At 74.2% G+C, this 18,503-nt stretch carries 16 protein-coding genes; 8 read left to right on the top strand and 8 right to left on the bottom strand.

What is annotated here, in order from left to right:
• Window positions 1–11: 11 nt before the first annotated feature.
• The 4 genes from ACWDVG_RS00335 to mreB all read right to left on the bottom strand — a co-directional run bounded on the left by ACWDVG_RS00335 (window position 12) and on the right by mreB (window position 5,778).
• On the bottom strand, window positions 12–1,535 hold the full coding sequence (locus ACWDVG_RS00335) for an acyl-CoA synthetase (protein ID WP_451694666.1): 1,524 nt from the start codon (window positions 1,533–1,535) through the stop codon (window positions 12–14).
• Window positions 1,536–1,668: 133 nt separating this feature from the next.
• Entirely contained in the window at window positions 1,669–2,856 is a 1,188-nt protein-coding gene (locus ACWDVG_RS00330; protein ID WP_451695092.1) for an MFS transporter, read from the bottom strand.
• A gap of 134 nt (window positions 2,857–2,990) precedes the next feature.
• A complete protein-coding gene (locus tag ACWDVG_RS00325; RefSeq protein ID WP_451694664.1) occupies window positions 2,991–4,679 on the bottom strand; it encodes a GAF domain-containing sensor histidine kinase in 1,689 nt (562 codons plus the stop codon).
• 37 nt (window positions 4,680–4,716) lie between these two features.
• On the bottom strand, window positions 4,717–5,778 hold the full coding sequence (gene mreB / locus ACWDVG_RS00320; protein WP_451694662.1) for a rod shape-determining protein MreB: 1,062 nt from the start codon (window positions 5,776–5,778) through the stop codon (window positions 4,717–4,719).
• Between the two features lie 286 nt (window positions 5,779–6,064).
• Between mreB and ACWDVG_RS00315 the strand changes: the two genes are divergently transcribed.
• The gene (locus tag ACWDVG_RS00315) at window positions 6,065–7,192 is read left to right on the top strand and encodes an SCO2400 family protein (protein ID WP_451694660.1); all 1,128 of its coding nucleotides are present in this window, start codon (window positions 6,065–6,067) and stop codon (window positions 7,190–7,192) included.
• Window positions 7,193–7,203: 11 nt separating this feature from the next.
• On the opposite strand, the gene ACWDVG_RS00310 is transcribed toward ACWDVG_RS00315, so the two are convergent.
• Window positions 7,204–7,638, bottom strand: a complete 435-nt coding sequence (locus ACWDVG_RS00310) for a MarR family winged helix-turn-helix transcriptional regulator (RefSeq protein WP_451694658.1) — start codon at window positions 7,636–7,638, stop codon at window positions 7,204–7,206.
• Between the two features lie 92 nt (window positions 7,639–7,730).
• Between ACWDVG_RS00310 and ACWDVG_RS00305 the strand changes: the two genes are divergently transcribed.
• The 4 genes from ACWDVG_RS00305 to ACWDVG_RS00290 all read left to right on the top strand — a co-directional run bounded on the left by ACWDVG_RS00305 (window position 7,731) and on the right by ACWDVG_RS00290 (window position 10,993).
• The gene (locus ACWDVG_RS00305; RefSeq protein WP_451694656.1) at window positions 7,731–8,750 is read left to right on the top strand and encodes an NADP-dependent oxidoreductase; all 1,020 of its coding nucleotides are present in this window, start codon (window positions 7,731–7,733) and stop codon (window positions 8,748–8,750) included.
• A 63-nt stretch (window positions 8,751–8,813) separates the two neighbouring features.
• Window positions 8,814–9,236, top strand: a complete 423-nt coding sequence (locus ACWDVG_RS00300; protein WP_451694654.1) for an organic hydroperoxide resistance protein — start codon at window positions 8,814–8,816, stop codon at window positions 9,234–9,236.
• Between the two features lie 98 nt (window positions 9,237–9,334).
• Complete coding sequence (locus ACWDVG_RS00295) at window positions 9,335–10,162, top strand: EI24 domain-containing protein (RefSeq protein ID WP_451694652.1); 828 nt, start codon at window positions 9,335–9,337, stop codon at window positions 10,160–10,162.
• 12 nt (window positions 10,163–10,174) lie between these two features.
• The gene (locus tag ACWDVG_RS00290; RefSeq protein WP_451694650.1) at window positions 10,175–10,993 is read left to right on the top strand and encodes a pectate lyase; all 819 of its coding nucleotides are present in this window, start codon (window positions 10,175–10,177) and stop codon (window positions 10,991–10,993) included.
• 111 nt (window positions 10,994–11,104) lie between these two features.
• Here ACWDVG_RS00290 and ACWDVG_RS00285 read toward each other — a convergent pair whose 3' ends face one another.
• On the bottom strand, window positions 11,105–11,821 hold the full coding sequence (locus tag ACWDVG_RS00285; RefSeq protein WP_451694648.1) for a carbon-nitrogen hydrolase family protein: 717 nt from the start codon (window positions 11,819–11,821) through the stop codon (window positions 11,105–11,107).
• Between the two features lie 61 nt (window positions 11,822–11,882).
• Complete coding sequence (locus tag ACWDVG_RS00280; protein ID WP_451694646.1) at window positions 11,883–12,500, bottom strand: TetR/AcrR family transcriptional regulator; 618 nt, start codon at window positions 12,498–12,500, stop codon at window positions 11,883–11,885.
• A gap of 150 nt (window positions 12,501–12,650) precedes the next feature.
• Between ACWDVG_RS00280 and ACWDVG_RS00275 the strand changes: the two genes are divergently transcribed.
• On the top strand, window positions 12,651–15,155 hold the full coding sequence (locus ACWDVG_RS00275) for a beta-glucosidase (protein ID WP_451694644.1): 2,505 nt from the start codon (window positions 12,651–12,653) through the stop codon (window positions 15,153–15,155).
• Between the two features lie 73 nt (window positions 15,156–15,228).
• Here the strand turns inward: ACWDVG_RS00275 and ACWDVG_RS00270 are convergent, their stop codons facing one another.
• On the bottom strand, window positions 15,229–16,113 hold the full coding sequence (locus ACWDVG_RS00270) for an SGNH/GDSL hydrolase family protein (protein WP_451694642.1): 885 nt from the start codon (window positions 16,111–16,113) through the stop codon (window positions 15,229–15,231).
• A 250-nt stretch (window positions 16,114–16,363) separates the two neighbouring features.
• Between ACWDVG_RS00270 and ACWDVG_RS00265 the strand changes: the two genes are divergently transcribed.
• A complete protein-coding gene (locus ACWDVG_RS00265; protein WP_365717224.1) occupies window positions 16,364–16,858 on the top strand; it encodes a DUF3145 domain-containing protein in 495 nt (164 codons plus the stop codon).
• A gap of 51 nt (window positions 16,859–16,909) precedes the next feature.
• On the top strand, window positions 16,910–18,457 hold the full coding sequence (locus ACWDVG_RS00260; protein ID WP_451694640.1) for an outer membrane protein assembly factor BamB family protein: 1,548 nt from the start codon (window positions 16,910–16,912) through the stop codon (window positions 18,455–18,457).
• Window positions 18,458–18,503 lie beyond the last annotated feature (46 nt).

The following is an 18,503-nucleotide window of genomic DNA, read 5'->3' as shown; positions in this document are numbered from 1 at the left end:
ACCCCGCCCGCTCACCCCGCGCCCGGCAGCGCCTTCTTCAGGACCTTCCCCATGTCGTTGCGGGGGAGTGCGTCGAGGAGCCGCACCACCCGGGGCCGCTTGTGCGGGGCGAGCAGCCGGGCCACGTGGTCCGCGAGCTGCGCCTCCGCAGGCGGCGCCGAGGCGTCCGCCGGCACCACCCAGGCCACGATCCGCTCGCCCAGGTCCGGATCGGGCTCGCCGGTCACGGCCGCCTCCCGCACCCCCGGGTGGTCCAGGAGGGCGTTCTCGATCTCGCCCGCCCCGATCTTGTAGCCGCCGCTCTTGATCAGGTCGGTCGCCCTGCGGCCCACCAGCCGCACCGCGCCGTCCCCGTCCAGGACCGCCACGTCCCCGGTGCGGAACCAGCCGCCGTCGAAGGCCGCCGCCGTCGCCTCCGGCCGGTTCAGATACCCGGAGAAGAGGTTCGGGCCGCGCACCTGCACCTCGCCGACCGTCTCCCCGTCGCGCGCGGCGAGCACCGCGCCGTCCTCGTCCACGAGCCGCAGCTCCACGCCCGCGAGCGGCGTCCCCACGCTCCCGGGGCGCGGCCCGTCGCCCGGCCGCACGCTCGTGTTCATGAGCGTCTCGGTCATCCCGTACCGCTCCACCACCGTCCGGCCCGTCGCCGCCGCGATCCTCTCGTGGTCGTGGACCGGGAGCGCCGCCGAACCGGAGACGAGCAGCCGCGCGCCGGCCAGGGCGTCGACGAGCGCCGGATCGTGGGGGAGGGCGTCCGCGAGCCGGTGGTACATCGTCGGTACGCCGAACAGCATCGTGCCGCCGCTCCCGAGCTCCCGCGTGACGGCCTCCACGGAGAAGGAGCGCAGGTGGCGGAGTTCGCCGCCGCGCCGCAGGGGGCCCAGGACGCCGAGTACCAGCCCGTGGACGTGGAACAGCGGCAGTGCGTGCACGAGGACGTCGTCCGCCGTCCACGACCAGGCGTCGGCCAGCGCGTCGAGGGACGCGGCGACGGCCCGCCGGGAGAGAAGGACGCCCTTCGGCGGGCCGGTGGTGCCGGAGGTGTAGACGACCAGGGCGGTCGCCTCGGGGTCGTCGGGTTCGACGGCGGCCGGACCGGTGGGGGAAGCGGGCGCACCGGTGGGGGAAGCGGGCGCACCGGTGGGAGCCGGGTCCGTCCCGCTGCCCAGGTCGACGTCGATCCGGCGCACCCCCGCGAGTCCCGCCGGGAGTTCGTCCGCCGGACCCGCGAGCACCGCGCCCGGGGCACTGTCCCCGAGGATGTGGGCCAGCTCCCGCTCGCCCGTGCGCGGGTTGAGCGGTACGGCGGGCACGCCCGCGAGGAGGGCCGCCACCACCGCGACCGCCGTGCGGGCGGTCGGCGTGGCCCAGACGGCGACCCGCCCGGCGCCCCCGGCCTCCCGTACGGCGTCGGCGACGCGTACGGCGAGGGCGTCGGCGGCCCGCGCCAGCTCCCCGTACGTGAGGGCGTCGGGGCCGCAGCGGAGCGCGGGCCGTTCGGAGGGGCCCGCAAGGGCCGGGAAGAGCGCACTCACCGGTCGTACTCCTCGGGTCGTCGGAGCGAGGGTTGCCGGAGGCATTCTGCCGGGGTGGCCGGGGTGTCAGGGCCGTGCGGCCGGGGCGCCGGGCGTGGCCGGGGCGGCCGGGGCGGCCGGGGTGGTCGGGATGTCAGGGCCGTGCGGCCGGGACCTTCGTCGCGTCGTCCGGGGCCGGCTCGTCGCCGCCCTGCCGGATCGTGCGCATCCGCCCGTACGCGTACACACAGCCCGCGAGCGCCAGGTCGGACAGGAGCATGAAGCCGATCGAGTACGAGTCCTTGGCGCTGTAGATCGCGCCCATCACCAGCGGCGGGACGAAGCCGCCGAGGCCGCCCATGGCGCCGACGATGCCGGTGACGGAACCCACCTGCGCCTGCGGGGTCACCTGCGAGACCAGCGCGAAGACCGAGCCGCTCGCCGTGCCGAGGCCGGCCGCCATGCAGAGCAGCGCGATCGTGCCGACCGGGTCCAGCTTCGGGTCGAAGGCCTGGACGATCGCGAGGAGGGCGACGAACCCGAGCGCACAGGAGGTCACGACCGCCGGGTGCACCCGGTCCGAGAGCCAGCCGCCGATCGGCCGGAAGACCACCGTGACGAGGGCGAAGCCCGCCGCCTTGGTGCCCGCGTCGGTGGGATCGAGGCCGTACCAGGTCTTCAGGTACGTCGGCAGGTAGACGCCGAAGGCGACGATGCCGCCGAAGCCGATCGCGTACAGCGCCGACAGCTCCCACGTCACCCGCAGCCTCCCGGCCGAGCCGAGCCGGGTCGCGAGGGAGGCGGTGGGCACCGGCCGGTCGGGCCGGTCGGTGATGAGGAACGAGGCGAGCACCGCGTACACGGCGAGGGCGACGGCGACGACGACGAACGGCAGGTTCTCGCCGTGCTTCGCGATCCGGGGCGTGAAGTAGCCCGAGAGCGCCACACCGCCCATGCCCATGCCGAACACGCCGAGCGCGAGGCCGCGTTTGGCGGGCGGGAACCAGGAGTTGACGAGGGGGATGCCGATCGCGAACGTCGTCCCGCCGAGGCCCAGGAGGAAGCCGACGACCAGCATCAGGCCGTAGCTGTCCTTGACCACGATCAGCAGGAGCACCGGGATGATCGTCAGCGCCGACACGAGCGGGAACATCAGCTTCGCGCCGTACTTGTCGGTCAGCGCTCCGGCCGGGATCCGGCCCACCGAGCCGACCAGGACGGGGACGGCGACGAGCAGCGACTGCTGGAAGGAGCTGAGGTTCAGCCGCTCGCCGTACCAGCTCGCGATCGGTGCGATGAGGTCCCACGCCCAGAAGGTGAGCGTGAAGCCGATGGTGGCCATCGCGAGGTTGCGGTAGGCCGCCGTCGACGGGGGCTTGGTGTCGGTGTCCACGCCCCCAGTCAAGGTCGGGGGCCCCGGTGCTGCGCGCCGGACTGCTCCGTCAGGGGGGCGGGATCCGGGCGGCGCGACGACAGCTACGGCCAGGTCACCGTCGCCGGGGGAGTGCCGTCGTCCGCGACCCGCAGCCAGCCGCCCCCGCCGTCTCCGCCGGTGCCGTCTTCGGTTCCGCCGTCGGTGGCGTCTTCGGTTCCGCTTCCGGGTCCGACGCCGCTCCTGCCCGCCGCTCCGACGCCGACCTCCACCGTGACCGCGCCGACGCCCGGCCTTCGATGGGCCGCCGCGAGCGCGCCGCGCAGCACGGCGAGCAGCTTGTCGGCCGTCTCCTCGTCGACGAGCGTGTCCACCGCGCCGGAGAAGTGCACCGACGGCTGGAAGCCGAGGAGGGCCGCCGCCCCGCCCGTCTCCCGCAGCACCCGCCCCCGGAAGGTGGCCGGCGCGTCGGCGGGCGGTTGCTGCAGGGCGAAGATCGTCGTACGGACCTCCTGGATCGTCGAGTCCAGCTCGTCCACCGCCCGGCCGAGCAGCGCGCTCTCCTCGGACGCGTCCGCGGCCCGGCGCCGCGTCGACTCCAGCATCATCTCGGTGGCGAAGAGCCGCTGCACGACCAGGTCGTGCAGGTCGCGGGCGATCCGGTCCCGGTCCTCGAGGACCGCGAGCCGCTCCCGGTCGTGCCGGGCGTCGGCGAGGACCAGCGCGAGGGCCGCCTGCGAGGCGAACTGGGAGGCGAGCAGCCGGTCCACCGCCGTGTACGGGGCGTCCCCGCGGCGCCGGGGCAGGGCGAGGGTGCCGATGAGCTTCCCGCCGCTCTGCAGCGGCAGCATCATCGACGGACCGAACCGGGACCTGACCGGGGTCGTCATGCGCGGGTCGGTCGCCGAGTCCTCGACGAACACGGGTTCACCGCCGAGGAGCTGGACGAGGACGGGGGAGCCCGGCGCGATGGCGGTGCCGATCAGGTCGCCCGGGTCGTCGGTGGTCGAGGCGGTGACGATCTCCATCCCGCCCTCGGGCGTGGGCTGGAGGACCACCCCGGCCGAGGCGCCGGCGAGGATGCGGGCCCGCTCGGCCACGGTCATCAGCGCGTTCTCGGCGGACGCCCCGGTCAGCAGGGCGGTCGTCACCGCCGCCGCCCCCTCGATCCAGCGCTCCCGCTGACGGGCCGTCTCGTACAGCCGGGCGTTGCCGATGGCGATGCCGGCCTGGGAGGCGAGGACCCGCAGCAGGGCGAGGTCCTCCTCGGTGAAGGCGCCGTCGCCCTTCTCGGTGAGGTAGAGGTTCCCGAACACCTCGGTGTGCACCCGGATGGGCACGCCCAGGAAGGTCCGCATCTCCGGATGGCCCTCGGGGACGCCGGACGAGCGCGGATCGGCCGTCAGGTCGTCGAGCCGCAGCGGCCGAGGGTCCCGGATCAGCGCGCCGAGCAGCCCCGTGCGGCCGTCGGGGAGGCGGCCGATGCGGGACCGCTCCTGGTCCGTCATGCCGGAGGTGAACAGGTCGGTGAGCCGGCGGCGCTCGGGGTCGACGACCCCGAGCGCCCCGTAGCGGGCTCCGGTCAGCTCGGTCGCGGAGTCCACGATGTGCTGGAGAGTGGTCCGGAGTTCGAGGTCGGTGCCGACGCCCAGGACCGCTTCGAGCAGCTGGGGCAGGCGGGGCTCGTCGGCCCCGTCACCCGCCCCGTCCGTGTCCACGACCCCGTCCGTGTCCACGACCCCGTCCGTGTCCACGTCCTTGTCCGCGCCCTCGTCCTGGTCCATGATCGCCATGGTCTCATTGTCGTACGAATCGGGCGTATGCTCCGGTTCAGGCGTCGTCGGAGAGGGGGTCGCGCTCGGTCAGCGGGTCGAGCACCATCGGCTGGACCTTGCCCTCCAGCATCGCGCCCAGGCCCATGACGGCGCAGACGTCCGGCCGTTCGGCGATGTGCACCGGCATTCCCGTCGCCTCGCGCAGCATCTGGTCGAGGCCGGGCAGCAGGGCGCTGCCGCCGACCATCATGATGCCGCGGTCGGCCAGATCGGCCACGAGGTCCGGCGGGCAGTCGCGCAGCACCTTGCCGATGCCGTCGAGGACGGCCGTCAGCGGAGTGTGGATCGCGTCCCGCACGGCGGCGGTGTCGACGGTCACCGAGCGGGCCAGGCCGGTGGCGACGTCCCGGCCGTGGATCTCGGTGGAGCTCGGCCCCTGGAGCGTCAGGCCGTTTCCGCTCAGCGCCAGTTGGAGCGGGCGCACCGACTGGCTCGGCAGCATCAGCTCGTGGTGGTGGCGCAGGTGCTGGATGACGGCGTGGTCGATGGCGTCGCCGCCGACCGGCATCCGCTCGGCGGTGACGATCGCGCCCAGCGAGAGCACCGCGACCTGGGTCGTCGCCGCGCCGCACACCAGGATCATGGTGGCGGTCGGCTGCTCCACGGGCAGACCGCAGCCGACGGCCGCCGCGATCAGGGTGTCGACCAGCTCCACCCGGCGCGCCCCGAGCCCCACGAGAGTCTCCACGGCGGCGCGCTGGGCCAGCGGGTCGCTGTCGTGCGGGGTGCAGGCGGCGGCGCGGAGCCGGGGCTTGCGGCGCAGCTGCCGGCGGAGCTTCTCGCCGAGCAGGTGACGGAGCATCCGCTGGGCCATCTCGATGTCGACGACGGTGCCGCCGGAGACGGGGCGGACGACCCGGATGTAGTCCGGGGTGCGGCCCGTCATCTTCTCGGCGAGCGCGCCGACGGCGATGAGCGCCCCGGTGCGGGTGTTGACGGCGGCGACGCTCGGCTCGTCGACGACGAGTCCGGCGCCCTTGACGAAGACCCGGGTGCGGGCGGCGCCCAGGTCGACGGCGACATGGCAACGGCGCAGCTGTTCCAGGCTGACGGTCACGGCGGATCCTCCGGAGTGCGGTGCTGACACGGGCGAGGTGTTCGCGTTCGCGGTTCTGATGCGCGGTCCTGTTCGCATCGTGCGACCGCCCGGGGCCCGGCGCGCGTTGGGATGCGCCGCCCGGGGCCGTACGGTTCCGGGTCCGAGTGGTTCCCGACGGCGCGTGAACGTTCCTTCCCGAAGCGGGAGAATCACGGCGGACCGTCGACGACCTGCGGATTCCTCACAGGATCCTCACGTCCTCGACTCGCTGGGGCCGCGTCGGGCGACGTAGCCTGCGGGGCCCATGGACTACTGCCACGCGTGCCGGCGGCATCTCAACGGGGCCCTCGCCTGCGCCGGGTGCGGGACCCCTGTCGAGGAACTGCGGCAGCGCATCCCCCACCAGTTCGCGGCACCGGTCCAGGAGACCGTGTACGCCGCGCCGCCCGTGTACGCCGCGCAGGAGGCGTACCGCGCCCCGGCCTCGTACGACACCCCGCCCGCCTACGGCACGCAGGACGCGTACGGCACCCCATCGGCGTACGGCGCTCCGCCCGCGTACGGCACGCAGGACGCGTACGGCACCCCATCGGCGTACGGCGCTCCGCCCGCGTACGGCACGCAGGACGCGTACGCCGCGCCCGACGCGCCCGATGCGTACGCACCGTGGGCCGCGGGCCCGGCCGACGCCCCCGGCGCTGTCGCCGCCCCCCGCGCCACCGAGCCCGCGGAGCCCACCGGGTCCGCCGGCTCCGTCGAGGCCGGGGAGTCCTCCGACGCCCTCGCGCCCGAGCACGTCTACGAGCTGGATGTCGTGGTCCCTCCGCGCGGCGCCACAGGGGGTGGCCGACGCGCGGCGGGCCGCTCCGGTGCGCGCCGGAGGCGGGGCGGGGGCCGCACCGCCCTGGTGGGCGCGGTCGGGCTCGTGCTCGCCGCCGGGACCCTGGGCGTGGTCCGGCTGGCCCTCGCGGAGCCCGACGAGCGCGGCGCGGCCACGGCCGTGGAGGAGCTGGACGCCCCCGAGGAACCGCCGGCGCCCGAGCCCCCCGCGCCGACCGCGCAGCCGGAGGGCGGGGAGCCCTCCGCGGTGACGGAGTCCCCGAGCGCCGAGGCCACGCGCCCGCGCCAGGTGAGCACGGACGCCCACCCGGGTACGGGGGAGGGGACCGCGCAGGTCTCGGCGCCCGGCACGGGCGCGCCGTCCCCGGCGGACTCCTCCGCGCCGCCCGTCCCGGCCGTCACGCCCAGCCCGTCGGCCACCCCGTCGGCGTCGGGCTCGCCCACCCCGACGTCCTCCCCGACCGCCCCGGCGCCGGACGGCAGCCCGTCCGGGACCCCGTCGTCGGGTCCCACGTCGGCGACCCCCGCCCCCACGCCCACCCCGAGCCCCTCCGCGTCGGAGTGCACCCGCTTCCTCTGGTGGTGCGTCTAGGGGGCGTCTCGCTACTTGGCGGCCTCGCCCAGCATCCGCCTCAGCAGGTCGCGCAGCAGGGTGCGCTCGACGTCGGTGAGTTCGCCGAGCGGTTCGCGGGCGAAGTGCAGGGAGTCGCGCAGCCGGCGGGCCGTGTCGCGGCCCTGTTCGGTGGGGGCGGCGAGCTTGACCCGGCGGTCGGCGGGGTCGGGGCGGCGCTCGACCAGGCCCCGGGACTCCAGGCGGTCGATGATCCCCGTCACGTTCGACGGCTCGCAGCGCAGCTTCTCGGCGATCTTCCGCATCGGCGTCGGCTCCAGGGTGAGCAGGCCGAGCACGCGGGCCTGGGCGCCGGTGAGGGCGTGCGTGGCCGCGGCCTCCTCGTACTCCTCGTGGTAGCGCGCCACGACCGTGCCGATCAGTTCGACGACTTCGAGGGTCAGGGGGTCCGTGCGTGGGGTGGCCATGGGACTCATTCTAGCCAGAAGCTTGACAACATGAAATATCCAGGCGCATGGTTGTTTCAGGTAGTGAAGTAGTTTTCCAGGAGGCCGTACAGATGTCCGCACTTCCCGCGACCAGCCGCGAGTGGCACCTCGTTTCCCGTCCGCACGGCTGGCCCGTCGCCTCGGACTTCGCCCTGCGCGAGGTGCCCGTCGCCGAGCCCGCCGAGGGCCGCGTCCTCGTGCGCAACCTCCACTTCTCGGTCGATCCGTACATGCGCGGACGCATGAACGACGTGAAGTCGTACATACCGCCGTTCAAGCTCGACCACCCCATGGACGGCGGCGCGGTCGGCGAGGTCGTCGCCTCCAACGCCGAGGGCTTCGCCGTCGGCGACCACGTCCTGCACGGCCTCGGCTGGCGCGAGTACGCGGACGTGCCCGCCCAGCACGCCACCAAGGTCGACCCGGAGCTCGCCCCCCTCTCCACGTACCTCGGCGTGCTCGGCATGACCGGCCTCACCGCCTACGCGGGCCTCTTCGAGACCGCCTCCTTCAAGGAGGGCGACGCCGTCTTCGTCTCCGGCGCCGCCGGTGCCGTCGGCAGCCAGGTCGGCCAGCTCGCGAAGCTCAGGGGCGCCTCGCGCGTCATCGGCTCCGCGGGCTCCGACGAGAAGGTGAAGTTCCTCGTCGAGGAGCTCGGCTTCGACGCCGCCTTCAACTACAAGAACGGCCCGGTCAAGGACCAGCTCCGCGCGGCCGCCCCGGACGGCATCGACGTCTACTTCGACAACGTCGGCGGCGACCACCTCGAAGCCGCGATCTCCTCGCTCAACGTGCACGGCCGCGCCGCCATCTGCGGCATGATCGCGCAGTACAACGACACGGAGCCGGTCCCCGGCCCGCGCAACATGGCGATGATCATCGGCAAGCGCCTCCGCCTCCAGGGCGTCCTGGTCGGCGACCACTACGGCCTCCAGCAGCAGTTCGTCCAGGAGGTCGGCGGCTGGCTGCGCTCCGGCGAGCTGAAGTACCGCGAGACCTTCGCCGAGGGCATCGAGAACGGCGTGGAGGCCTTCCTCGGAATGCTCCGCGGCGAGAACACCGGCAAGATGATCGTATCGACGACCCGTTAGTCTTCCCTCAGCCGTCGCGATCGTGGGCGCGAGTCGCGGCGAACCGAAGAAGGAAGACCCCGCATGTCCATCCAGCACACCGACGTCCTCTACACCGCCGTCGCCACCGCCGAGAACGGCCGTGACGGCCGGGTCGCCACGGACGACGGCCGGCTCGACGTCGTCGTCAACCCGCCCAAGGCCATGGGCGGGTCCGGCGAGGGCACCAACCCCGAGCAGCTCTTCGCGGCCGGCTACAGCGCCTGCTTCCAGGGCGCCCTCGGCGTCGTCGCCCGCAACGAGAACGCCGACGTCTCGGGCTCGACGGTCACCGCCGAGGTCGGCATCGGCAAGAACGACGACGGCTTCGGCATCATCGTGAAGATCTCGGCGACCATCCCGAACGTGGACGCCGAGACCGCCAAGAGCCTGATCGAGAAGGCCCACCAGGTCTGCCCGTACTCCAAGGCGACCCGCGGCAACATCACGGTCGAGCTCGCGGTCTGAGCCCCGGTCGCGCACACTGAGTGAGGGCCGCACCCCGACCGACCGGGGTGCGGCCCTCACCCGTGCCGGGGTCGGACCGGCCCCGTTAGGCTGGTTCCATGCGCGATCTCGGGGTGGGTTTCGGTTACCTGGTCAAGGGCCAGAAGTGGGTCGGCCGGCACGGACGGTGGTTCGGATTCGGGCTGCTGCCCGGACTCGTCACCCTCGTCCTGTACGCGGGCGCGCTCGTCGGCCTCGGTTACGGCGCCGACGACCTGGCCGCCTGGGCCACCCCCTTCGCCGACGACTGGGGCACTCCCTGGCAGGGTGTCTTCCGGGGCGCCCTCACCGCCCTGGTCTTCGGCTTCGGCCTCTTCCTCGCCGTCATCACCTTCACCGCCGTGACCCTCCTCGTCGGCCAGCCCTTCTACGAGTCGCTCTCCGAGGAGGTCGACCGCTCCCAGGGCGGCGAGGTACCCGAGTCCGGGCTGCCGCTCTGGCGCGAACTGTGGATCTCCGCCCGCGACAGCCTGCGCATTCTGCTCCGGGTCGCGTTCTTCGGCGTGCTGCTCTTCGCCTGCGGCTTCGTCCCGGTCGTCGGCCAGACCGTCGTCCCCGTCGTCGGCTTCTGCGTCTCCGGCTTCTTCCTCGCCCAGGAGCTCACCTCCGTCGCCCTCCAGCGCCGGGGCGTCGAGCTCAAGGAGCGGCTGGCCCTGCTGCGCGGGCGCCGGCTGGCCGTCCTCGGCTTCGGCGTGCCGCTGACGCTCTCCTTCCTCGTCCCCTTCGTCGCCGTGTTCCTCATGCCGGGCGCGGTCGCCGGAGCCACCCTGATGGTCCGTGACCTGCGCGGCGAGCCCGCCGACGGCCACGGCGAGAAAATCGATCAAGAACGCGGCAACCCTTTCGCTTCCGGTGGCAACCAGGAGGTGCACCACCTCCCCCACTGAAGAAAGAACGCGATGACTGCACACAAGCGGAAGAAGGGCCTGCGCCGGGCGATCGTCGGAGGCGTCGGCGCGCTCGCCGTCACCGGCGGCGCGATCCTCGCCACCGGCCTCCTCTCCCCGGCGGGCGCCGCCCCGGCGGCCCCGGCCTGGCCGCAGGCGAAGGGCGCCCGGTCGGTCCCCACGACCATCGAGGTCTCCGGCACCTACGACGGCAGGCTCAAGCGCTTCACCGGCACCGGTGAACTCGGTTCCGACGGCCAGGACGAGAGCCAGAAGCCGGTCTTCGTCCTCAAGGACGGCGCCGTCCTCAAGAACGTGATCATCGGCACCCCGGCCGCCGACGGCGTCCACTGCCTGGGCAGCTGCACCCTCCAGAACGTCTGGTGGGAGAACGTCGGCGAGGACGCCGCCACCTTCAAGGGCACCTCAAAGACGGCCGTCCACTCCGTCCACGGCGGCGGCGCCAAGGGCGCCTCCGACAAGGTCTTCCAGTTCAACGGCGCGGGCAAGCTCGTCGTCACCAAGTTCCAGGTCGCCGACTTCGGCAAGCTGGTCCGCTCCTGCGGCAACTGCGGCAAGCAGTACGCCCGGACGATCATCATCAACGACGTCGACATCACCGTCCCCGGGAAGTCGATCGTCGGGGTCAACGCCAACTACGGCGACACGGCGAGCCTGCGCAACGTCCGCGTCCACGGCGACGCCAAGAAGAAGATCAAGCCGTGCACCCGCTTCACCGGCAACGACACCGGCAAGGAGCCCAAGGAGATCGGCACCGGCCCTGACGGCACCACCTGCCGCTACTCGGCCGGCGACCTGTCCTACGACTGAAGCGCGTCGCCTCCTCGCGCCGGGCGCTCCCCTTCGCACCCGGCGGGAACACCCCGGTCCGGTCCGTCTCCTACGGATCGGGCCGGGCTCGCGTCGCCTCGTCGTACGGGCTCAGCCGGCCTCGGCGAGCACGAACCCCGGCTTCTCCGGGCCCGCGTCCGCGAGGCGCCCGCCGTCCGGGCCCCAGACGCCGGCCCTGCCGCCGCCCTCGCCCACCTCGCTCGGCCCGAGCGAGTTGCCGAGCGCCACGAACAGACCGAAGTCCCGGGCCCGTACCGGATACACCGTCTCGTACGAGTCGTTGTCGGCCTCCAGCATCGAACTGGCCAGGTAGACCGAGCAGCCGTCGGCGGCGGCCCGCTCGGCGAGCTCGGGGAACCGGTTGTCGTAGCAGGTCGCGAGCGCGAACCGGACCCCGTCGAGCGCGAACCGGCCGTCCGTCGTGCCCGCCGCGAAGGTGTCCTGCTCGTGCCCGTGGTACAGGTGCCGCTTGTCGTAGCGGGCGAGCAGGGAGCCGTCCGGGCCGATCACCAGCGAGGTCAGGCCGGGCAGCGAACCGGCGCCCCGCACCGGCCCGTTGACGACCGCCGCCACCCCGGCGGACCGGCAGGCCGCGCGGACCGGTTCGAGACGGGCGTCGTCCTCGGTGAGGACCAGCTCCGGACGCGACCGGATCAACGCCGTGTCGTAGCCGGTGAGCGACAGCTCCGCGAAGACCACGACCCGGGCCCCGGCGGCCCCGGCGTCCCGGACGATTCCCGCGACGGTACGGACATTGGCGTCGACGTCCCCGGCGACCGGGGCGAACTGTGCGGCGGCGATCATCATGGGCCCATGCTCGCAGCCCCTCGGCCGTCTCCCCCGGCGGCCCCGGTCAGACAGGAACGACCTAGACGTCGGCCGTCTCCCCGGGCCCGCCCGACTCCCCGACGCGGTCCGACCGCCCCGGCCCCGCCAGCAGGCGCAGGAAGTCGCGGAAGGCGGTCGGCATGTCCACCGCCGTCGGGTCCAGGAGCCACTGGTACTGCAAACCGTCCATCACGGCGGTCAGGAGCGGGGCGGCCCGCTCGGGAGTCAGACCGCCCGGCAGCCGCTCGCCGAACTCCAGGCGCAGCACCCGTGCCATGTTCGCCCGCACCTGCGCGTACCGCTCGGTGAAGAACTCCCGCGCCGGGTGCCCGTCCGTCACGCTCTCGCCGAGCAGCGCCGAGAACGTCTGCACGATCCCGCGCCGCATCGCGTTGTACTCGACGAGCGACTCCAGCAGGTCGAGCCGCCACCCCTCGCTGTCCCGCGCGCCGCTCGTGTCCCAGCGGTCGCGCTCGTCCAGGACGGCGACGAGCAGCGCCTCCTTCGTCGGGAAGTAGTGCAGCAGCCCCTGCTGGGTCAGGCCCACCCGCTCCGCGACCGCGCCGAGCGTCGCGCCCCGGTAACCGCGCTCGGCGATCACCTCCAGGGTGGCGCGCAGGATTTCCGCACGGCGCTCCTCGCTCCTGGCCCGCACCATCGCCCCGACTCCTTCCGGCAAGTCCTCGCCTCCGCGACCGTACGCCATGATGTCATCACGAAACAGTAACGTCACCTACCGATCTACCGGTAGGTGTGGGCACCATGACGCCCATCGGGGTCAGGAGTACGTCAACGAGGAGGTACGACCATGGCGGCACACGGTGCGGAGCACGGAGCGGAGCACGGTCCGGAGACCGGGGCGCGGCTCGCAACAGACTCCGACGCCGATCAGGAGCGGGCCAGGAACGCCGTCGTCGAGGCGGCGCTCGCCGCGCTCCGCCTCGACGCCAAGACCCGGCTGCTCGCCGGCCAGGACATGTGGTCCCTGCCCGCGCTCCCGGAGATCGGCCTGCGGTCGATCGTGATGTCCGACGGACCCGTCGGCGTCCGCGGCGTCCGCTGGACCGCCGACGACCCGTCCGTCGCCCTGCCGTCCCCCACCGCGCTCGCCGCCTCCTGGGACCCCGGACTCGCCCGCAGGGCCGGCCGCCTCCTCGCCCAGGAGGCCCGCCGCAAGGGCGTCGACGTCCTCCTCGCCCCCACGGTCAACCTGCACCGCACGCCGCTCGGCGGCCGCCACTTCGAGGCCTACAGCGAGGACCCCCTCCTCACCGGCGCCATCGGCACCGGCTACGTCCTGGGCGTCCAGGACGGCGGCGTCGGCACCACCGTGAAGCACTTCGTCGGCAACGACGCCGAGACCGACCGCTTCACCGTCGACAACCGCATCGCCCCGCGCCCCCTGCGCGAGCTCTACCTCGCCCCCTTCGAGGCGATCGTCACCCACGCCCGCCCCTGGGGCATCATGACCGCCTACAACCAGGTCAACGGCGTGACCATGACCGAGCACCACGAGCTCGTCCACGAGGTCCTGCGCGGCGAGTGGGGCTTCGACGGCGTCAACGTCTCGGACTGGATGGCCGCCCGCTCCACCACCGGCGGCATCACGGGCGGCCTCGACGTCGCCATGCCCGGTCCCGTCACCGTGTACGGCGAGGCCCTCGCCGCCGCCGTCCGCGCCGGCGAGGTCGCCGAGTCGGCGGTCGACACCGCCGTGCGCCACGTCCTGCGGCTCGCCGCCCGCGTCGGCGCCCTCGACGGCGCCCCGCCGGTCGTCACCGAACCGCCCGCCCCGATCGACGGCGACGCCCTCGCCCGCGAGATCGCCCGCCGCGGCTTCGTCCTCGTACGGAACGAGAACGGCGCCCTGCCCCTCGCCCCCGGCGCGAGCGTCGCCCTCTCCGGCGCCGCCGCCCGCGACGCCCGGGTCCTCGGCGGCGGCTCGGCCCAGGTCTTCCCCGACCACGTCGTCTCCCCGCTCGACGGCCTCACCGCCGCCCTGCCCGACGGGGCGCTGACCTTCACCGTCGGCGCCGACCCCAGCGACGAACTCGCCCCCGCCGACCAGGGCTTCACCCTCCGCGCCCGCTGCCGCGACGCCGAGGGCCGCCTCCTCGGCGAGGGCAGCCTCCCCAACGGCCAGGTCCAGTGGATCGGCGACGACCTGCCCGAGGGCGTCACCCACGACACCCTCGCCTCCGTCGAGGTCGTCGGGACCTTCACCCCGCGCGAGTCGGGGGAACACGCCTTCGGCACCCGCGGCCTCGGCGCCTACACCCTCACCGTCGCCGGGACGACCCTCTTCGAGGGCGTCCAGACCATGGGCCCCGAGACCGACCCCTTCGAGGCCTTCTTCGGCTCGCCCGTCGAGCGCGGCCGGGTCGCGCTCACCGCGGGGGAGACCGTCGAGATCTCCCTCCTCCACACCCTCGACAAGGAGTTCGCGGCCCCCCTCCCCGCCGTCATGTTCTCCTTCGTCCACCTCGGTCCCCGCCGTGACCCCGACGAACTGATCGCCGAAGCGGCGCGGGCCGCCCGCGCCGCCGACACCGCCGTCGTGGTCGTCGCCACCACCGAACGCGTCGAGTCCGAGGGCTTCGACCGCACGGACCTCGCCCTCCCCGGCCGCCAGGACGACCTCGTCCGCGCCGTGGCCGCCGCCAACCCGAACACCGTCGTCGTCGTCAACGCCGGTTCCCCCGTGGAGATGCCGTGGCGCGAGGACGTCGCCGCGGTCCTGCTCGGCTGGTTCCCCGGCCAGGAGGGCGGCGCCGCGCTCGCCGACGTCCTCACCGGCGCCGAGGAACCCGGCGGCCGCCTCCCCACCACCTGGCCCGGCACCCTCGCCGACGCCCCCGTCACCGAGGTCACCCCCGCCGGCGGCCGGCTCGCCTACGACGAGGGCCTCTACGTCGGCTACCGCGCCTGGGACAGGGCCGGCGCCGTCCCCGCGTACCCCTTCGGCCACGGCCTCGGCTACACCACCTGGTCGTACGACTCCCTCGACGCCACCCCGCACGCCGTCACCGTCCGGCTCACCAACACCGGCGACCGGCCCGGCCGCGAGACCGTCCAGGTCTACCTCGCCCCGGTCGCGGACACCGCCGAGCGCCCGGCCCGCCTGCTCGCCGCCTTCGCGAGCGTCCCCGCCGGGCCCGGCGAGACCGTCGGGACCACCCTCGAACTGCCGCGCCGCGCCTTCGAGATCTGGGACGAGGAGAAGCACGGCTGGACCTTCGTCCCCGGCACGTACGAGGTCCTCGTCGCGCACTCCCTCGCGGACGTCCGGCTGACCGCCACCCTGGAGGTGTGACCCCCGCAGACCGCCCCGGGGGCGGCCCCTGACAGCCGCCCCCGGGGCCCCGGGGGCGAGCCCGGGGGGACCGCTACTCCGCCGTGATCCGCCGGTACGCCAGCTCAGCGAGCCGCGCCTGCCCGTTCCGGCTCGGATGGAACCAGTCCCACGGGCTGAGCTGCGCCTCGTCGAAGCGGAACGCGAAGACCGCCCCGTCGTCGTACCGGCAGCGCGCGTCCTTCGCGCACACGTCCCGCAGCACCGCGTTGTACGCCACCACCCGCTCGCGCACCGCCGTACGGCGCCGCTCCGCCGCCGGGCTCAGGTCCTCCGGATCGGCCAGCATCGCGGCGCACACGCCCAGCTTCCACACCTGCCGGCCCATCGGGTTCGTCCGCCCCGTCGACCAGAGCCGCCGCAGATCCGGCACGCTCGACACGTACACCTGCGTCTTCGGCGCCGCCTTCCGCAGCCCGGCGAGCGCCGTCTCGAAGGAGAACCGGAAGTCCTCGACCGGGGTCATCAGGGCGGGGCTGTCCCGGCAGGCGTCGTTGGCGCCCATCATCACCGTCACCAACTCCGGCCCCGCGGCCGCGGCCCGCGCCATCTGCTCCGGAAGCTCCGCCATCCGCGCGCCCGTCCGCGCCAGGTTCCAGCTGCGGGTGGTCACGGCCTCGGGCCCGAGGAGCCGCCGCGCCAGGCTGTTGACGGCGGCGTCCGTGCCGGTCGCCCAGGAGGCCTGGGGGCAGTCGGAGAGGATGCCGCAGGCGTCGAAGGCACGGGTGATGGAGTCGCCGACGGCGGCCACGGAGGAGGGGGAGACGTCCCACGGCGGCGGCGTCGGGGCGGGGGTGGCGCTCGGCCTCGGCGCCGCCGTCCCGGGCCCGGCCGCGGTGCACCCCGAGAGCGCCCCCACGGTGAGCAGTCCGGCGGCCCACGCGGCCACGGCGGTACGGAAACGGTGTCGGCCGCGCATCCCCCGGCCCCTCCTTCGGCGTCCTGGTGGGTGAAAGGTTCGTGTTCACCCGTCCCCGGACCGACCGTACGTCACCCCGATGACGGCGCGGCACGGTAGCTTTTCCCCCGTCGAACCAGAGGCACCTTTGCCGACCGGCTCCGGTAAATTACATCACGTCACATGCTGTCCCTTTTGCGGAGTTTTACTCCTGATGCTGTTTACTGAGGCCGCTGGGAAAGGCGAACCTCGTCCCACACTGGAGGTCCCGGTGACGACACGTGGAGTTCTGTACGTTCACTCCGCACCGCGCGCGCTGTGCCCGCACGTCGAATGGGCGGTGGCGGGTGTCCTCGGTGCGAGGGTCCAGCTCGACTGGATCCGTCAGCCGGCGTCCCCCGGCACCTGGAGAGCCGAGTTCTCCTGGCAGGGCCAGACCGGCACCGCCTCCAAACTCGCCTCCGCCCTCCGCGGCTGGCAGATGCTCCGCTTCGAGGTCACCGCGGAACCCTGCCCCACCGCCGAGGGCGAGCGCTACAGCGCCACCCCCGAACTCGGCATCTTCCACGCCGTCACCGGCATGCACGGGGACATCCTGATCCCCGAGGACCGGCTGCGCGCCGCGCTCGCCCGCTCCGCGCAGGGCGAGACGCAGCTGGAGGCGGAGATCGCCAAGCTGCTCGGCAAGCCGTGGGACGACGAGCTGGAGCCCTTCCGGTACGCCGGCGAGGGCGCCCCCGTCCGCTGGCTGCACCAGGTGGTCTGACGCGGGTAGATTCCACCCGGGCGGGCAGGGGGCGCGCCGGGCGGGAGAGACGTGACACCAGAGCGCGGGCGGCCCTCGACGGCCGCCGCGATCCTTTCCGGCGCCGCCTTCGGAGCGGCCGCCGTCTTCGCCGTGTCCGGCGCCGTCGCCGGGGCCTGGCCCACCGGCGGGGCCGCCCTCGTCGGCGCCCTGGTCCTCGCGGCCCTCGGCGCCACGCTCCTTGCGGCCGCCCGGCGCGGCGGCTCCGCGCGGGGCGCTGCCACGGACGCCCCGCCGTCCCGTACCGCCAAGACGGACGAGGACGCCGGTCCCGGGCCGGTCGGCGGCGCGGGTCGCGGGTCGCTCGTGGCCGCCGCAGCGGTGTGGGTCCTCGCCCTCCTCGCGGGCGGCATCTGGGCCGTGGCGGGCGGAGACGACGACGGCACCGCGCAGGGCGGCGCCCCCGCGAAGCCCGGCTCCTCCTCCGCGTCCCCCGACACCCGCCCGGCCGTCCCCTGGACGATCCCGCCCGCCGGGCAGGTCTACGACGAGGGGGTCGGCTCCTGGGGCCTCGGCGCCACCGTCGCGCACGGCCGGATCGACGGACTCTTCGCGTACGGCTCCGCCGACGGCGCCGTCCGCTGGAGCGTGCCCGCCCCCCGGCGCGAGGCGCTCTGCGCCATGTCCCCCGGGATCGGCGAGGGCGTCGGCCTCGTCGCGCACGGCCGGCACGACAAGCCCTGCGCGACCCTGCTCGCCGTCCGCGTCTCCGACGGCACGGTCCTGTGGAAGCGGACCCTCGGCGGCGCGGGCCTCGTCGCCCGCGGCCTCGCGGTGGGCGGCGCGAGCGCGGTCGTCGCGGAGGACGGAGCCGTACGCGCCCGTGCCGCCGACACCGGGGACCGGCTCTGGGAGCGGGCGCTGCCCGCCGCCTGCGTGGTCCGGGCCCTCGACGCGGACGCCGCCCGCACGCTCGTCGTGGAGCAGTGCGGCGAGGCGGCCAGGATCGTCGCCCTCGACACCCGTACCGGCGCCCAGCGGTGGACCCGTGACCTCGCCGTCGAGTCCAAGGCGTTGGCGACGGTCGTCTCGGTCACCCCGGCCGTGATCGCCGTCGACGAGGCCGACGCCCGCGGCACCCACGCCTTCCTCGCCTTCGACGCCAAGGGGGCGCCCACGGTCTCCGTGCCGCTGACCGGCCCCGCGGGCGTGCTCTCCGCGGGCGCGGGCGTCGGCGACGGCATGGGCTTCTTCTCCCGGCCCCTCGTCCTCGGCGACCTCCTGGTCACCCTCGCGGAGCGGGACGAGATCGTCCCGGACACGGTCGTCGCCCATTCGCTGAAGGACGGCCGCACGGTGTGGTCCCGGACGCTGGAGCACCAGACGCTGGCGCTCACGGCGGAACCCGACGGCCGCATCGGCGTCCTGGAGAACGAGCGCTCCGGCGCCGTCGCGCTGCTCGACCGCGCCACGGGCCGCGTCCGGCAGCGCCTCGTCGCCCACACCGGCAAGACCGTGGACATCTCCCACGAGTCCCAGCTCCACGCGGTCCCCGGCGGCCACGTCGTCCTCAACCAACTCCTGATGCAGACGGAACCGGCGGCCTTCGCCCTGCGCTGACCCCGGGGAACCGCCACGAAACGGCCCCCCGTGTGCTGGTGGCGGG

The organism is Streptomyces sp. NPDC003327 (assembly GCF_053589515.1).
Note: the sequence above shows the minus strand (reverse complement) of the source record. Positions and strands in the feature narration are given on the sequence as shown.

What these genes read in the sequence shown, in the direction of transcription:
- ACWDVG_RS00330 (WP_451695092.1), bottom strand. Translation starts at nt 2,856, where the DNA reads ATGGCCACCATCGGCTTCACGCTCACCTTCTGGGCGTGGGACCTCATC.
- ACWDVG_RS00325 (WP_451694664.1), bottom strand. Translation starts at nt 4,679, where the DNA reads ATGGCGATCATGGACCAGGACGAGGGCGCGGACAAGGACGTGGACACG.
- ACWDVG_RS00315 (WP_451694660.1), top strand. Translation starts at nt 6,065, where the DNA reads ATGGACTACTGCCACGCGTGCCGGCGGCATCTCAACGGGGCCCTCGCC.
- ACWDVG_RS00310 (WP_451694658.1), bottom strand. Translation starts at nt 7,638, where the DNA reads ATGGCCACCCCACGCACGGACCCCCTGACCCTCGAAGTCGTCGAACTG.
- ACWDVG_RS00305 (WP_451694656.1), top strand. Translation starts at nt 7,731, where the DNA reads ATGTCCGCACTTCCCGCGACCAGCCGCGAGTGGCACCTCGTTTCCCGT.
- ACWDVG_RS00300 (WP_451694654.1), top strand. Translation starts at nt 8,814, where the DNA reads ATGTCCATCCAGCACACCGACGTCCTCTACACCGCCGTCGCCACCGCC.
- ACWDVG_RS00295 (WP_451694652.1), top strand. Translation starts at nt 9,335, where the DNA reads ATGCGCGATCTCGGGGTGGGTTTCGGTTACCTGGTCAAGGGCCAGAAG.
- ACWDVG_RS00290 (WP_451694650.1), top strand. Translation starts at nt 10,175, where the DNA reads ATGACTGCACACAAGCGGAAGAAGGGCCTGCGCCGGGCGATCGTCGGA.
- ACWDVG_RS00285 (WP_451694648.1), bottom strand. Translation starts at nt 11,821, where the DNA reads ATGATGATCGCCGCCGCACAGTTCGCCCCGGTCGCCGGGGACGTCGAC.
- ACWDVG_RS00280 (WP_451694646.1), bottom strand. Translation starts at nt 12,500, where the DNA reads ATGGTGCGGGCCAGGAGCGAGGAGCGCCGTGCGGAAATCCTGCGCGCC.
- ACWDVG_RS00275 (WP_451694644.1), top strand. Translation starts at nt 12,651, where the DNA reads ATGGCGGCACACGGTGCGGAGCACGGAGCGGAGCACGGTCCGGAGACC.
- ACWDVG_RS00270 (WP_451694642.1), bottom strand. Translation starts at nt 16,113, where the DNA reads ATGCGCGGCCGACACCGTTTCCGTACCGCCGTGGCCGCGTGGGCCGCC.